General features: G+C 41.3%; 16 protein-coding genes. 4 read left to right on the top strand and 12 right to left on the bottom strand.

Going from position 1 to position 15,818, the window contains the following annotated elements:
- Window positions 1-312: 312 nt before the first annotated feature.
- Complete coding sequence (locus VB693_RS10815) at window positions 313-1,641, bottom strand: lipase family protein (RefSeq protein ID WP_323266264.1); 1,329 nt, start codon at window positions 1,639-1,641, stop codon at window positions 313-315.
- A 66-nt stretch (window positions 1,642-1,707) separates the two neighbouring features.
- The gene (locus VB693_RS10810) at window positions 1,708-4,599 is read right to left on the bottom strand and encodes an AMP-binding protein (protein ID WP_323266263.1); all 2,892 of its coding nucleotides are present in this window, start codon (window positions 4,597-4,599) and stop codon (window positions 1,708-1,710) included.
- Between the two features lie 346 nt (window positions 4,600-4,945).
- Here VB693_RS10810 and VB693_RS10805 point away from each other — a divergent pair, with 346 nt between their 5' ends.
- Complete coding sequence (locus tag VB693_RS10805; protein WP_323266262.1) at window positions 4,946-7,285, top strand: WD40 repeat domain-containing protein; 2,340 nt, start codon at window positions 4,946-4,948, stop codon at window positions 7,283-7,285.
- A 22-nt stretch (window positions 7,286-7,307) separates the two neighbouring features.
- A complete protein-coding gene (locus VB693_RS10800) occupies window positions 7,308-7,625 on the top strand; it encodes a DUF433 domain-containing protein (protein ID WP_323266261.1) in 318 nt (105 codons plus the stop codon).
- Between the two features lie 18 nt (window positions 7,626-7,643).
- Here the strand turns inward: VB693_RS10800 and VB693_RS10795 are convergent, their stop codons facing one another.
- The 3 genes from VB693_RS10795 to VB693_RS10785 all read right to left on the bottom strand — a co-directional run bounded on the left by VB693_RS10795 (window position 7,644) and on the right by VB693_RS10785 (window position 8,588).
- Window positions 7,644-7,907 (bottom strand): type II toxin-antitoxin system RelE/ParE family toxin, encoded by a 264-nt coding sequence (locus VB693_RS10795; RefSeq protein WP_323266260.1) that lies wholly within the window; start codon window positions 7,905-7,907, stop codon window positions 7,644-7,646.
- Entirely contained in the window at window positions 7,904-8,104 is a 201-nt protein-coding gene (locus VB693_RS10790; protein ID WP_323266259.1) for a hypothetical protein, read from the bottom strand. Before VB693_RS10790 ends, VB693_RS10795 begins: the two co-directional genes overlap by 4 nt.
- Window positions 8,105-8,378: 274 nt before the next feature.
- On the bottom strand, window positions 8,379-8,588 hold the full coding sequence (locus VB693_RS10785) for a helix-turn-helix transcriptional regulator (protein WP_323266293.1): 210 nt from the start codon (window positions 8,586-8,588) through the stop codon (window positions 8,379-8,381).
- Window positions 8,589-8,748: 160 nt separating this feature from the next.
- Between VB693_RS10785 and VB693_RS10780 the strand changes: the two genes are divergently transcribed.
- Window positions 8,749-8,970 (top strand): hypothetical protein, encoded by a 222-nt coding sequence (locus tag VB693_RS10780; RefSeq protein WP_323266258.1) that lies wholly within the window; start codon window positions 8,749-8,751, stop codon window positions 8,968-8,970.
- Window positions 8,971-9,076: 106 nt separating this feature from the next.
- Here VB693_RS10780 and fba read toward each other — a convergent pair whose 3' ends face one another.
- The 5 genes from fba to VB693_RS10755 form a co-directional block, all read right to left on the bottom strand.
- Entirely contained in the window at window positions 9,077-10,156 is a 1,080-nt protein-coding gene (gene fba / locus VB693_RS10775) for a class II fructose-bisphosphate aldolase (RefSeq protein WP_190696029.1), read from the bottom strand.
- Between the two features lie 233 nt (window positions 10,157-10,389).
- The gene (locus VB693_RS10770) at window positions 10,390-11,076 is read right to left on the bottom strand and encodes a Uma2 family endonuclease (RefSeq protein ID WP_323266257.1); all 687 of its coding nucleotides are present in this window, start codon (window positions 11,074-11,076) and stop codon (window positions 10,390-10,392) included.
- A 63-nt stretch (window positions 11,077-11,139) separates the two neighbouring features.
- On the bottom strand, window positions 11,140-11,379 hold the full coding sequence (locus VB693_RS10765; RefSeq protein WP_323266256.1) for a 2Fe-2S iron-sulfur cluster binding domain-containing protein: 240 nt from the start codon (window positions 11,377-11,379) through the stop codon (window positions 11,140-11,142).
- Window positions 11,380-11,393: 14 nt separating this feature from the next.
- Complete coding sequence (gene cobQ / locus VB693_RS10760; protein ID WP_323266255.1) at window positions 11,394-12,869, bottom strand: cobyric acid synthase CobQ; 1,476 nt, start codon at window positions 12,867-12,869, stop codon at window positions 11,394-11,396.
- 269 nt (window positions 12,870-13,138) lie between these two features.
- Window positions 13,139-13,543: an Npun_F0494 family protein gene (locus VB693_RS10755; RefSeq protein ID WP_323266254.1), complete on the bottom strand. Its 405-nt coding sequence runs from the start codon at window positions 13,541-13,543 to the stop codon at window positions 13,139-13,141.
- A 159-nt stretch (window positions 13,544-13,702) separates the two neighbouring features.
- On the opposite strand from VB693_RS10755, the gene VB693_RS10750 reads away from it, so the two are divergent.
- Window positions 13,703-14,140, top strand: a complete 438-nt coding sequence (locus VB693_RS10750) for a peroxiredoxin (protein ID WP_323266253.1) — start codon at window positions 13,703-13,705, stop codon at window positions 14,138-14,140.
- A 269-nt stretch (window positions 14,141-14,409) separates the two neighbouring features.
- Here VB693_RS10750 and VB693_RS10745 read toward each other — a convergent pair whose 3' ends face one another.
- Both VB693_RS10745 and VB693_RS10740 read right to left on the bottom strand, forming a co-directional pair.
- A complete protein-coding gene (locus VB693_RS10745; RefSeq protein ID WP_323266252.1) occupies window positions 14,410-14,784 on the bottom strand; it encodes a hypothetical protein in 375 nt (124 codons plus the stop codon).
- A 180-nt stretch (window positions 14,785-14,964) separates the two neighbouring features.
- Window positions 14,965-15,818 (bottom strand): ABC transporter permease (locus tag VB693_RS10740; protein ID WP_323266251.1); only part of this gene is annotated, 854 nt, incomplete at its 5' end.

Here is a 15,818-nt window from a genome sequence, read left to right as displayed (position 1 = left end):
CACGTTTACCCCTGTATTCCTCTGTGTTTGAAAAAGTACCAAATAGTGCAAAATTGTACTTAGTAATTTTAGTCTGAGACCTTAATGGTGCAGAAAACTTTCTGGAGTCTCAAGTTGAGAAAACCGTGACACGTGAGAACTCAATTCGCGTCTCGACGTGCGCACGTTTTTTGAGGGAAGCAGAGGCAGACGGAGGACTCTTTTGAGGTAATGTGGGTAAAATTCCCCATATATCAAGTCTTCAGGACGTTTCTGCACCACTAAGGGACAAATGACAGACCTTGCCAATTGTCTTTAATTCTCTTGACCTACTTAATTACAGCTTTTTTGTTTTTCTCCAAGGTCTTTTAACCCTTTAATTTCACTCTTAATCTCTTCGAGTTCTTTTTTCAAATCCTGAATTTCTTCTTGAAAATAAGCCTGAATTTCAGATCCATGATCTTGAAGAAGTCCCCTAATAAAAACTCCCAAGATATCTTGAATAGGTCGCCAAAATCCTTGCAAACGTTCTTGATCTTCTGATAGCAAATTGATATAAGTATCAAAACTATGGGGAAAAGGAATACCACCCAAGAATTCTAATGCACCGCCAAAATCAAGGGAGACGCTTTGAGAACCCAAACCAATCACCCCGTGAGCTTCCCCAACAGGGACACAGTTACCTAAATAAAGATCCCCAATTCTCAGACCATTACCTGCAAACATATTTAAAGGGAAGGGAACAGGTAAAGGTAAGTTAGGTACAGGGTCAAACCAGTTTTCTACCCGATAGCTCATCCCTTCACCTATTTGCTGGTTGTAGTATTTGGCGAAGGAATCATTACCAACTTTCGGTGCGGCAATAGAGTATGCTTTTGTCGTTAAATATGAATCTTTAATGTATCGCCGCAAAGATAAGGCACATAAGTGGGCTAATCCTCCTCCTAAACTATGACCTGTTACGTAAACCTCTAAAGGTTCAGTGACAGCTTCTAGTTGTAATAAGGCTTTCTGTTCAACGGCTAAAATGTTGTCGAGTTCTTCATCATTGCCAATTTCCCCATCTGATAATGCTTCTTTGATTAGTGGCTTGACTAGTTGCTCAAAATCAGTTCCTAGTCTAATTGTGCCAGCATTAGCGATCGCTGTTACGCAAGCTAGTTGTCTTTCGGCACTCAAATGATGCAATTGCTGAAAATCTTTTGGTTTTAACTGACCGGCTAAAGTTCTAAAAAAGATTTTTATCTCATCTGCAACTGACTCAAAAGCTAAAAATAATCCTTCAACAACTTTAATCTTGGGATCAGTCATACTAGCGTATTTAACTAAATCCCATTTTATATCTGTAGCAATGTCTGTAAGTTCCACACTACCCCGGTCAGTCAAAATAGAACCCCGGAAAACTACAGCATATTGATGAGCATCCTTTTTTTTCAAGATAAAACCACGAACATTTGTTTCATCGTTGCGAATGCTATGAGCAAATTCCCAGCCTTGACTACCATGAACTGAGTTATAGATGCCTTCAATTTCAGTATCATCAACAGACCCATCATCTTGCTGAAAAATTTGATAAATTTGTTTGCAAAACTTGGCCATTAATATAGCTTCATCAAAGCTAAAACCAGTTTGTAATTTCTGAGGTACAGTTGTATTTTTCATATTTTCTTGATCACGATGATAGTTATCTGCTAGTTAGAGGATGGGAGGAGCAAAAATTTTTGCTACTTAATTTTGCACTTCTTCAATACAAGCCGTTAGCTTTTGGGCTAATACTTCAACATGAGGTGATCTTAATAAATTGAAGTGATGACCGGGAATTTGATAAATCTCTAATCCTTGTGTCGCTAAATCAAGCCAGCCTTGAGTGGGTTCTTCGTGACTGCCAAATCGAGAGTTGGTAGAGAATAGAGTAATTCTACCTTGATATAACTTTGATTTGTAATTAATTAAAGCTTCACTGTTAGCCTGGAGAATGTGCAGAACCCTCTGTAATACTGGTTGGCGAAACTTCATCAGCCTCGATTCATGTTCTACTACCTTAGCGATTGACTCTGGATTAATCAGACTAATCAGATGCCAAAAATCCATTGACTGCTGAGTTTTATCTCCAACAAAGTAGAGATAAAAGTAATCATAGATGTACGGCCAGCTATGTTGTAATGATGAGGTCAAGAAAAATCTCAATAAATTTAAGAAGTTAGTAGTTCTGTCAGCAGAAAGTGGTGGCGTATCTAGCAAAATTACTTTGGCTATCTGTTGTCCTTGCTGTTCTAGCTGAGTGGCCATTTCCAAAGCCACGTAAGCACCAAAAGACCAACCTGTTAAAAAGTATGGGCCGTTTGGCTGAACCACACGCAAAGCCTGAATATAACGAGCTGCCATATCTTCGATTTTATTTAATGGTTGCTCTCGTCCTTCAATTCCTACTGATTGCAGTGCGTAAAATGGTTGGTCTGAGTTGATGAGACGCGCTAATTCATAATAGGGAAAGACCACTCCGCCAAGTGGATGAACGCAAAATAAAGGTGGCTTTGTCCCATTTGGCTGGAGGGGAATTAAACAGGTGGGTAGGTCGAAATTAGTAACGTCTGCCTTAGCTAAGTAGTTAGCCAGGGCTATGATGCTAGGATGCTCATAGGTTACCGTACTAGAAAGCTTGTATCCTAGCCATTGCTCTAGTTCGCCCGCAAGATTTACTATTGCTAGAGAATCTAGACCATAACGAGCCAAGGATTTCTGCACATCTATTTCTTGGGGAGTAACTTTGAGCAAATCTGATAACTTAGCAACTAGCCAAGCTTGTATGGCTTCTTTGGTTTGAGTTGCTTGTGGGGAAAAGGTCTGCTCATGGGCATTATTTTTATCAGGTAACAGGTGGGGTCTATTTTCGTGAAGATTCTGTCGCCACTCTCCCACAACATTTAAATTTCCCGTCAAAAATCCATTTTTGCAACCATGACGCTGAATCTTACCACTGGATGTCTTTAAAATACTTGCCGTCTTCAGCAGCAATACCGCATAAACTTGTAACTCATGCTGCTCTGATACTGCTTCACAGATTGCTCCAACTACTTCATCAACATTTAGTTGCCGCAAGTAATTGCGATGCACTTCTTGAACTACGACTAGTCTTTCTTCTCCCTCGACTTCCACCGCAAACGCAGCACCGGAATCAGGTCGTAAAGCTGGGTGACTCTGCTGGATTGTTAGTTCAATATCTTGGGGATAATGGTTGCGACCTCTAATAATAATTACATCCTTGAGCCGCCCAGTGATAAATAATTCGCCATCCTTTAAAAATCCCAAATCCCCAGTACGCAGAAATGGTTGTTCTTGAGTGTCTCGTAATTGTGCCTTAAAGGTTTCCTCAGTCTGTTCTGGTCGCTGCCAATAACCCTGAGTTACACTACGTCCTGATGTCCAAATCTCCCCGACTTGATTGGGAAGGCATTGCGTTAGGGATTCTGGATCAGCGATGACGATTTTGGTATCAAGCCATTCGCGTCCACACCCTACTAACTGCCTCACATTTTGGGTATTTGATGATGCTTCTACAATTTGATTTTGTGCTAATTCATCGGCTTTAACGGTACAGTAAACTGGTTCTGCTTCGCCTAATCCTCCAGAAATCATCAAGGTTGCTTCAGCCATGCCATAACAGGGATATAAGAAGTTAGAACGGAAGCCACAAGGCTGGAATTTTTCGGCAAATCGTTCTAAGGTGTGGCGGCGGACGGGTTCTGCACCGTTGTAGGCGAAATGCCAAGTGCTGAGATCGAGGGTTGCTAATTCCTCCTGTGTAATCCTGTTGATGCACAGTTCATACGCAAAGTTCGGTCCACCAGAATGAGTTGCTTTGTAATGTGAAATTGCCTGTAGCCACCGAATTGGTTGCTGCACAAAAGCTGTCGGTGACATCAAGATGACTGGTACTCCTGTGTACAGGGGTTCGAGAATCCCAAGAATCAGCCCCATATCATGGAAGCTAGGTAGCCAGGAAACAGGCAGACTTTCTGGTGTGAAGGAAAATGCTTGCTTCATATATTCACAGTTATGCAGCAAGTTGTCGTGACTTACCATCACCCCTTTTGGTGTGCCTGTAGAACCAGAAGTGTATTGCAGAAAAGCTAAAGTATCGCTGTTAAATTCTGGTTTTTGCCAATTTGGGGCTTGGTTGCTATCTATATTATCTGTAGCTAGAGTGTGCAGTGTGTTTAGTTCGGAATCTTGGACAAAGCTACGCTGGATATCCTTTAACAAAGAATTAGTTGTGAGTGCGACCTTTGCTGAAGCATCGGATACGATCGCAGATAGCCTGGTCATTTTTTGATTCTGTCGGGGTGGATAAGCTGGTACAGCTATCACACCAGCATATAAACACCCCAAGAAGGCAGCGATAAATTCTAGTCCTGGTGGATAAAGTAATAAAGCTCGTTCACCCGTTAATTCCAGAGATTGTAGCTGGGAAGCGATCGCTCGTGACAGTGTATCTAACTCTTGATAAGACAGTCTAAATGTTTCTTTTTCGCCTTCTTGAAGAAAAATATAAGCTATTTTGTCAGGCTGATGTATCGCTCTATAACTCAGAAGCTCTATCCAAGTTGAAAATTTAGACATAGATTTTTGGTAGCTTTAATCTAACTTAAAGTAAGATTTTACTGTTTTTTAGAAAATAGGCAAAAAATAAGCAGGTAGTCTCATATCTTGCACCTGCTTAGTGGTGCAGAAAACTCCTGAAGATTTGATATAGGGGGAATTTTATGGAGACAAGGGTGACAGAGGGGGGAAAGCTTTGGCAAAAGTATTCCCTCAAGTAGTAAGATAAGCCATATATAGAGATATCTTTAGATAGATGTCACCAGGAAACAAAAAGCAAATTAAAGTATCAGTTTTGTCGATTGGCTAACTAATACTGGGGTTATCAGTAAAGCATTAAAGTTATTAATTTAACAGGAATCTCCTTATGGAGCAAGGATTAAGGCTACTCATTCAATTAGTGATAGAGTTTGCACCTGTGGTTGTCACTCTTATACAAAAGAGAACGGAAAAAAGTCTAGATACAACTAAATACCCACTTCCTCAAGCAATTCAAGCATTTATTGAAATTGCTAATGTAGCCAAACCGAAAAAAAGCGTAGAGATAGGATTTGAGAAAGAAAAGCTTTTCCAAAAGCAACTAGCAGTTTATTATCGTGAAACACAATTAGAAGTAACCAAACAAGAAAGGGAGACGGCTCTAAATTTACCAGAAATTAATAAAATTCTCGATAACTGGCCTTTAAGATTATATCCTTCACAGATATTAGAATCTCATAAAGATTATGGTTGTACACCATTAAAAATTTTCCTAGCACCACCGCAAGTAAAATTTGATGAATTTGACTACAATAATAATGAGAATGCTGGTATGGAAACAATGCTAGCAGAGGGAATCAGGGAGTTCATCAACAACAACTACTCCCTACATAATCCCATTAGACCAACAGAATTTTTAGCAGGAGCTTGGGATAGTAAACGTTTCCACAGTGAATCTAGCATTAAGGCTTTATTCAGCACCTTAAAAACAGAGCCAGTTTTAATTTTAGAAACCGAAAATGATGGCGATTATTTAAATTTTCGTATCGCTTATTGGGGTTTAGAACAAACAAATTATTACTATAAAACTATTTCTCGTATCCCTTACAAAGAAATTTTGCAACAATCTGCAAAAAATCGGGCTTTGGAGTGGAGAAAAATCCGCGATGATTTATTAAACTTGGGAGAAGATATTGACGAAATTAATCGGTTTGGTCAAGATAATGTAGTTAATTTAGCTATTTTAGAGAAAGCCGAAAAATGGCAAGAGCAAGGAATTGATATTAGTAAATTAGGTTTAAAATATCAAGTTAATCATCAAGATTTTGAGCAACTTTCTCACGTATTAATTACCTGTCATAGTTTAGTAGCTGCATGGGTAGCAGATATCTATCATCTAGTGCATCATGATGTCCCCCCCCTCCTGCCAGAGTTACTCTCAAACTTACTCAAAGACACTTTTGATTTACAATCAGTGCAAGCGATCGCTACAAGCTATCAGCAAATTTACCAAGCTCTATCAAAAGAGCGGCTTTATTGGATACCAGAATTAGCTTTACAATTAGCTCAGAGTTTAGCTCATTTACCCGATCGCACCTGGTCACAAGCACAGGTAAACTACTCCATAAATACTTGGTTAGATTTACATCAAGTCTCACTCCAAGAGTTGGCTAACCCCTTAGAGGCGATGCAGTCGGCTATCAAAATCGAAGATGAGGAGTATGTACAAAAGTTAAAGGAATATTTCCTCACCGTCAACGATAGACAGAGTGTTCTAGATGTTGAAAAATTATTAGCAGCGATCGCACATCTCAAATACAAACGTACCTTAGCAACTCCCGATCTAGGTTACACCCTTACAGGACATTCCGGTAAAGTCACATCTGTCGCCATTAGTCCAGAGGGTGAAGTCTTAGTTAGTGGGTGTACAGACCAAAATCTCAATATCTGGGATATCAATAATGGTAACTTTGTCAAGACTTTAGCCGGGAATCTAGGCGAAGTTTCATCAGTCGCCGTCAGTCCCAACGGTGATTTTGTCGCTGTCGGTAGCTGCGAACACCCCAGAAGTAACGTCAAAGTCTGGGATTTAAAAACAGGCAAACTACTGCATACACTCCTAGGACATCAAAAACCCGTCAATGTCGTAGTGATTAGCCCAGATGGACAGATTTTAGCAAGCGGTAGCAATAAAATCAAAATCTGGAATTTACATAAAGGCGATCGCATTTGCACCCTTTGGCACACATCAGCCGTTCATGCGATCGCCATCAGTCCCGATGGTACAATCCTCGCCAGTGGGAGTTCCGACACCAAAATCAGACTGTGGAATCCCCAGACAGGCGACCCTTTACGTACACTTATCGGTCATGCTGGTGATGTGAAAGCGATCGCCATGAGTCCTGATGGACAGTTACTTTTTAGTGGTAGTGCTGACAGCACTATCAAAGTTTGGCACTTAATCACAGGTAAGCTGCTTTACACCTTAAAAGAACACACCGACGAAATCACATCCTTAACCGTAAGTCCTGATGGACAAACCCTCTTTAGTAGCAGTGCAGATACAACCATCAAAATTTGGCGTATTTCCAGCTGTGAAGCCATAGAAACCCTGACTGGACATTCCAAAAAAGTTAATACTATTGCTCTGAGTCCCGATGGTAAAATTCTCGCCAGTGGGAGTTCTGATCAAACCATCAAAATTTGGCAGATAGATAAAATACATTGAAATAACTCTGAGAACAAACATCATGTTTATTCCCATCATCAAAGAACACATCGAAATTACTCCTGGTGTGTGTGGCGGAAAACCCAGGATTGCTGGACATCGCATTAGAGTTCAAGATATTGTAATCTGGCATGAACAAATGGGAATGTCACCCGATGAAATTCTTTATCATCATCCGAGTATTAGCCTAGCTGATGTTTATGCAGCCTTAGCTTATTATCATGATCACCAAGAAGAAATTCGGCAACAAATTGCTGCTGATGAAGAATTTGCTCACCAACTGCAAGAACAAAACCCATCATTATTACAACAAAAAATAAAGCATCGTCAGCATGGCTAAGTCTAGTTTGATTATGCTTTATCCCCGACGATAAACATCTCTACGATGACCAATTTTAACCACTCTAACTATTAATAAATCATCTTTAACTTCGTATAAAATACGATATCTACCCACACGTACACGATAGGAGTCTTCATCACCCTCTAACTTAACTACGCCATCAGGGCGTGGATCGTTTGCTAAATCGTAAATTTTATCTTCTATTTTAAGCTTAATATCTTCAGGCAGCTTTTTTAATTGTTTAGCTGCCCTACTTGTAATTTCTATTTGATAAATCATGCACTCTCTTGCTTATATTCTTCCCAAGAGATAGTAGTATCATTTTTTGCTACGTAAATATCTTTCATATCCTCCTCATCTTCATTTTTACGAATTTTTAGTAGCTCTAGAACATCTTCTAAAGTATCTTCATAAGCTTGTTCTAATTCTTCGTAAATAGCTGCAATTAATGCTTGTCTAGTTGTTGTTGTTTCCATTTCTCTACCTCATTATTTTTTAATATTCATTCCAATAACCAAGCAAACAATTCCTTCACTGTCAGTTGCAATTCACTTGCAAACGATAGCTAGCCAGTATCGTATATTCTCGCAGGAGAGCAGCACACATTCTCTACATGAATGTGACCGTACTATAGACTTGAATGTAATTGTAATTCTGGTTAGCTGATTCGTAAGTATTTCTGCTATAAAATCAACGGCCAGATTTATAGCTATTCTAAATCATCTAAAATACAGGTTTTTGATTCACCTACTATTCTACCAATTCCATCAATTCTTCAATCGTCACTTCAAAAGTACGAGCTATCTTATAGACTGCACTTAAATCAACTGTATTCAGTACATCACGCTGAACGTAACTTTTCAATGTATTGTAATTAACTCCAGAACGTTCAGCAACTTCTTTTAGCGTCCAACCCTTCTGTTGAGCTAGTTCTCGAATTCGCAGCTTGACATAACCCATTTTATGGTTGACAACGGTGCATATGCGCCTGATAATATCTGTGTACATCAAAAGCGATCGCTCGTCTTGCCTGGAAAACAACAGAGCGATGTCTAACGACAAGCCACTTCGTGCCTACGCCATTCCTAAAACATCCCACAAAGTGGGGAAGTATTAACCTATGATATCAACCTCAAAGCCAAAATCAAATAGTCATCCTTGGTGTATTATTCGGCAACTACCCAATATGCAACGAATGGTAGTAGCGCGGTTTCATCGTCGTCATGATGCAGATGCTTATATGCAAATTCTTGGGCGATTGCTACCTATAATCACCCATGTGATTGTGTTTGACTCCAAAATTCTAGAAATCTCAGAAGTATTGGAGAATATTTTAGTATAAAATACGACAAAAAACCGGGGTACTTTTAAGTTTCCCGGTTGATTTATATCAATATCAAAAATTTTCGCAGGAGCAAAATATTACCCCTATTTATCTTTGACTAAAATTAAACTTTAGCAGCAGCCTTGGTGATCATATTGAGTTCACCTTTAGCATACTTAGCAGCAAACTCTTCCAGAGTAACTTGCTTAATCTTGCTAGCATTACCAGCAGTGCCGAATTGTACATAGCGTTCAGCACAAACCTTCTGCATATATGTGATAGAAGGCTTGAGGAAGTGACGGGGGTCAAATTCCTTGGGATTTGCTGCTAAAGCTTCGCGCACAGCCGCAGTGATAGCCAAACGGTTATCGGTGTCGATGTTAACTTTACGAACACCACTCTTAATACCTTTTTGAATTTCTTCTACAGGTACACCGTAGGTTTCAGGAATCGCACCGCCGTGTTCGTTAATCAAGGCGATTAAATCTTCAGGAACGGAAGAAGAACCGTGCATTACCAAGTGGGTGTTAGGTAGACGACGGTGAATTTCTTCAATGCGGCTGATAGCCAAAATTTCGCCGGTGGGTTTGCGGGTAAACTTGTAAGCACCGTGGCTTGTACCAATAGCTACAGCCAAAGCATCTACTTGGGTTGCTTCTACGAAGCTAACAGCTTCATCGGGGTCAGTCAACAGTTGGGAGTGGTCGAGTGTACCTTCAAAACCGTGTCCATCTTCAGCTTCACCCGCACCGGTTTCCAGAGAACCCAAGCAACCGAGTTCGCCTTCTACACTTACGCCCAAGGAATGAGCTACATTGACAACTTCGCTGGTAACTTTAACGTTGTACTCGAAGCTGGCAGGGGTTTTAGCATCAGCTTCCAAAGAACCATCCATCATCACGCTGGTGAAGTTGTTCTTGATAGCTGAGTAGCAGGTAGAAGGAGCATTACCATGATCTTGGTGCATGACAATGGGAATCTGAGGATAGGTTTCTACCGCAGCCAAAATCAGGTGGCGGAGGAAGTTTTCACCTGCATAGTTACGTGCGCCGCGAGAAGCTTGTAAAATTACGGGGCTATCTGTCTCAGCCGCCGCCTTCATGATTGCCTGAATCTGTTCTAAGTTATTAACGTTAAAAGCTGGGATGCCATAACCGTTCTCAGCTGCGTGTTCCAACAGTAGCCGCATTGGTACCAGCGCCATAGATAGTCCTCCTAATATTGATTTTCAGCTAGTCGTTATAAGACAAGCGTAACTATTACGCTAATCTTAAGACTTTTTTCAACTTATAGGAAATTATAACTAGTGTCGGGTGTTTATGTTGAAAAAGTTTACGCCATTAACAATCAAGATGCCCTATACTTGACCGCAAATACTGTAAATGATGTAACGCCACGGTTATACGGTTTGGTAGTCTGGTATGCTGGATATCTATCTCAAACTGCGAGTTTCTTGACAAATGTCGCGTGTTCGGCGGATTGTAACCCGCTTTGTAAAACAGCCAATACAGACTGAATATTTCCGGCTAATAAATCTGCGATCGCTAACCACAAACCTGGAAAAATCCGACTGCGCAAAATTTTATCATCATCAGGGACTAACTCTAAATATTCACCCTGTTCTAAATAAAACCAACTCAGTTTTTGCTCTAGAACTTGCCAGACGATATATTCTTTAACTCCATTGCGGCGGTAAGCCTGTTTTTTGCCATGAAGGTCAATGGCGACACTGCTGGCGGCAATTTCGATAATTAACTCTGGTGCGCCTTCGATATAGTCATCATCACTTAGTCTTGTTTGACCGCCTGCTTCTGGCGTGATGATAAGTACAGCATCTGGTTGGGGTTCATTATCCAAATCTAGGCGCACAGTTGGTTCAACTCCCAAGGCTACACCAGGAGTAGCGGCTTCATAAGTACCAAGCCATGTAAGAATCCAACCATGCGGTTGACCGTGACTTCTAAAACGCAAAGCAGCAGGCATAATGTAGACAATTCCTTCGATTAATTCGGCTTTTCTCAGGTTAGACATAGCGTTGTAGCGACGCTCAAATTCATACCGGGTGAGTTTGTCGCCGTTTTCTAGAAGGGGAATTGTCCGATGCTTTGGAGGTGTTTTTACCATGACGATCGCATCTTGGTTGAGCCTATGCCTATCTTATATTTTTTCTGTGGTTGCTTGAAAAAACTACCAAGTTGGGTCAGTAAATAGATGGATGGTTAATTCTTCATCTTTTGGTGGTACAGATGTAATGCAAGCACGAATAGTATCTCCATCATCAAGGTCTACTGTGCAAGCATGACAAGTCCCCATCAGACAACCAGTGGGAATGAAAACCCCAGCTCTATCTGCTACATCTAATAGGGGTTCTCCTACTTCAGCATCAATGCTGATATCATCTGGCAAAAAGCGGACACGAACATTCATGAAATCTAGCCTAACTACGACAAAAAGGGTGTTAAATCTAAGTGGGTTTCAACTTCAGTCGCCAGATGGTCTAGCATCTGCTCCCGTTGTTCTCGGTAGTTGGCAACACCTGTAGGCAAAGATTTCAATCCTCGTTGTTGGCGGAGGCGATTGAGCCAAGCGCGTCGCCAAGGGCCATTATCAAACAGTCCGTGGAGATATGTACCCCAAACTGATTGACAGCTATCTACCAATCCTAAGTTAGCATCATCAAATAAAGCTTGATAGGCCTGAGTATCTCCTTGAGGTTCTATACGCGATCGCCCCTGATGAATTTCAAACCCAGTTACAGGTAATCCCGCTTGGGGGAAATTTGAGCTAACTTGACGCTGACGGGCAATTTTCTGGCCGGTAATCACGGTTTTAATGGGCAAGAGATTTAAGCCTTGATATCTGCCGGCTTGTCCTTCCACACCTTCCGGATCGGCGATGATTTGTCCTAGCATTTGGTAGCCGCCACAAATACCCAAAACTGTCCCACCAGAAGCAGCATAGTTTTGAATTGCTTCAGCCATACCAGTTTTTTGCAGCAGAATTAAATCTGCAATTGTGGTTTTTGTCCCTGGTAGTATCACTGCATCTGGATGTCCTAAATCATGCTTTGGACTCACGTATCTTACTGATACCGTTGATTCTGATTCCAGGGGGTCAAAGTCGGTAAAGTTGGCAATTCTGGGTAGGCGAATCACACTGATATTTACATCAGTCTGGGCTTTTGATGGTTTACGGTCGAGTAAATCTAGGGAATCTTCGGCGGGGAATAATTCTTGCAGGTATGGTATTACACCAATCACAGGAATTTTTGTCCGTTCTTCTAACCATTTAATTCCCGGATCTAAAATCGATCGCTGTCCCCGAAACTTGTTAATTACTATACCTTTAATTAATTGACGTTCATCTGGATCAAGTAATTCTAGTGTGCCAACAACGTGGGCAAAAGCTCCTCCACGGTCAATATCAACTACTAGTATGGTGGGGGCATTTAAATATTTTGCTATCCGCATATTGGTCAAGTCGCGGTGCTTGAGATTGATTTCGGCTGGACTTCCCGCACCTTCGCAGACGACGACATCAAATTCTGTGCCTAAATGCTGTAAAGATTCTTCAATTGCCCGCCAACCCATTTCAAAATATTGCTCGTAATAGTCAGCCGCATTAACTTTACCTACGTACCTACCTCTGATAATTACCTGAGATGTCATATCTCCTTGAGGTTTGAGCAAAATTGGGTTCATTTCTACCCAAGGTATAACACCTGCTGCCCAAGCTTGTACTGCCTGGGCGTAGCCAATTTCTCCTCCATTGGCTGTAACGTAGGCATTTAAAGCCATATTTTGCCCTTTAAAGGGGGCTACTCGCCAGCCACGCCGTGACAAAATCCGACAAATAGCTGTAGTTATTAGTGATTTCCCTGCGTGGGAAGTTGTCCCCACTACCATAATAGATTTCATAGACACTGTTACTTATTCAAAATAAGGGATGAGACTAATTCGTAATTCGTAATTTGTGTGAGTTTTAGCATAAAGGCTGGAAATCTCCAATGCCCATCGTAGACTGAGAGCAAATATTCCGCTTCAAATTGAGGAAAATAAGCAACCCAGCTTAACAATTTCACCAGTTCTCAGCGATGAAAATGGTAAAGAATTAATAAATGGGTTGATGTTTCTCCGTATTTATTGTTCCCTGAAAATACTTAATCCTAACTTTTGGCTGGTTTCAGCTATAAAGGGAGTCTCAACCAACGAATCACGGAATTATATAGGCGATCGCGCCATGAGGGAGCAGGTAAGTTTTGACCTTGGTATTTTTCGCTCAGTTGATGACCTAAAGGAGTAAGGCGAAAACCATCTGTAATCCCCTGTCCATCGACTTCGCGCCGCAATATCCCTACTTCGATTAACCAACCCAAATCGTTATCACAGGACAATTCTGACAGAGGTTTTTGGGTGTAGCCATGTTTGACACCATTTTCTGATGCGATCGCACCCAAGGCAACACTCTGACGACGCATAGTCTCAAATAATTTGATTTTGAAGGGAGAACAAAGCAGTGATTTTTCAGCCCTTTTGACGCTGCTAGGCGGATAAGTCAGGATTTTGGAGTTTTGAGAGTTAACCACGGGCATAGTTTTATCTTTGGGAATGAGTCATTGGGAATGGGGCATGGGAAATGAAATTTTTCTCCTCTGTCCTTAGCCTTAGTTTTTACACTAATGTCATGAAATTATTGTAAATTATTGTAAAATCTCAAAGTCATCAACAATCTAAAACAGGAAAGGTTCATTATGCCTCTAACGGTTGGTACAAATGCACCTGCATTTACCGTCAAAGATACTAACGGCAACACCGTTTCATTATCTGATTTTGCTGGAAAGACTGTTGTTTTATATTTTTATCCCAAAGATGACACCCCAGGCTGCACTAAGCAGGCTTGTAGCTTCCGGGATGCTCAACCAGATTATCAAGGCAAAGATGTAGTTGTTCTGGGAGTTAGTGCTGATGATGAAGCTTCTCATCAGGCATTTACCCAAAAATATAATCTGAATTTCCCCTTATTGGCTGACACCAACCAATCTCTCATCAAAGCTTACGATGTTGATGGTGGTGGCTATGCCAAACGTGTTACTTACGTCATTAGTCCCGAAGGTAAAATCACTCACGTTGATGCTAGCGTCAACACAACTACCCATGCTGGTGATGTTTTAGCTGCTTTAGGGCTGTAGGTGAGTGCTGAGTAGTGAGTGCTGAGTGCTGAGTGCTGAGTGCTGTTAGCGGTAGCGGGGCGTTTAGCCCGTGCTGAGTGCTAAGTAGTGAGTAGCTAGCTAGTAGGTTGGGTAAAGGGTAACGCAGCCCGATATGGATTTTGGAAACCCAAAATGGATCTCGGTGTTGGGTTTCGTTCCTCAACCCAACCTTGTATCTTAAGAGAAGTAGGATGTTTTTCAAGAGTGCTGAGTAGTCGCTTGACTCATAACTCAGCACTCTTATTCACTTAAGGTTGAACTGCTGGCTCGTTAACACTTGGACTAGTAATAATTGGTAAAGGGAGTATTTGCCCTCGCTGCTGATTATTGGTATTTGCTCGGTTTTGTCTTTCTCTAAATGCCTTGGCGGCTTCATCTATTTGTTGGTTTTGCTGGTTAGCATCCCAAGAACCAGTTCCTAAAGTTGCTCGATGAATCAGGTCAAACATATTGAAATTGCCATTGCTAAAGTCAATATTATTTTGTTGATCTGCATTATTGCCACCTGCGTCTACTGTACCAAGTTGAGCAAGGCTAGGCTGCGCTGTGAGTAAAGAAGCAAAACCAACGCTGGCAACTGTTGCTATTACAAGTTTAGTGATTGCTGAAAGTGATTTTTTCATAAGTTCCTCTAACACCATCCTTAGTTGTGAGTGCTGAGTGCTGTTAGCGGTAGCGCGGCGTTTAGCCGGTGCTGAGTAAAAAATTACTAGCCTCTAGCCTCTAGCTTCTAGCTTCTCATCCCTAAACTCTTTTTCAGTTAGCAATGTATGAATATAAAGTTGATAGGGACTGCTTTTATATTACGCAAGAGTTCGGCGAAGTTGGGGTTGAATGCTTAGTAAAGCAACTAAAGCAAACCCAAATAAGATTAACAATGCACCACCAAAGGTAACCTCACCCCAAGGTGCTTGCATGACTACACTACTCAATCCCCAAGTGCTGTGAGTATAAAGATAGCGAATGGGTTCAATGGCGTAGCTGAGAGGATTAAGGGTCGCAACAATCTGCAACCACTTGGGCATGAAGGATAAAGGAGCGAGAGCTGTACTTGCAAACAGTAATGGTAGGTTAGTAACAAAAATTACTGCGATTAATTCAATATGTCCGGGTAGGGCAAAAGCTAAACCCAGGGAAATAGCAGTAACTCCCAATGCTAGCAGGAAGACGATAAGAGCGATCGCACTCAATCCCATAGCATCAGGTAGCCCAGCACCCAGAAATGCCGCCGCACCAATAATTACAGCAGCTTGTAGTAAGCTCTGGCTAATAATAAAAATGGCTGATGCAAACACAATCGAAAACCGCGAAGCCAGGGGAGCAACTAACAAGCGGTTCAAAAAACCAAATTCTCGATCAAACATGACAGGTAAACCAGCATTTAATGCTCCCGCAAAAGCTGTGAATACTATTATACCTGCTGCCAAGAATTGACCGTAATTCGTCGTACTGCCGAATAAACCTTTAGGCGCGTTTTGGAACAACGCACCAAATAATACTAACCACATGACAGGCTGAACAATACCCGCCAATAAAGTAGAAGGACGGCGTTGTAATTGAATAAACAAGCGACGAGTTAAAGCTAATGTCTCTTGGACTAGTTCACCAAAAAAATTAGGGGTTGTTTCGGTGTTGGCTTGCGGTAATGTCGCTGGTT

This window comes from Anabaena sp. UHCC 0399, assembly GCF_034931465.1.
Lineage (GTDB): Bacteria > Cyanobacteriota > Cyanobacteriia > Cyanobacteriales > Nostocaceae > Trichormus > Trichormus minutissimus.
The sequence above is the reverse complement of the archived record's forward strand: the minus strand, read 5'-3'. Positions and strand labels throughout refer to the sequence as shown.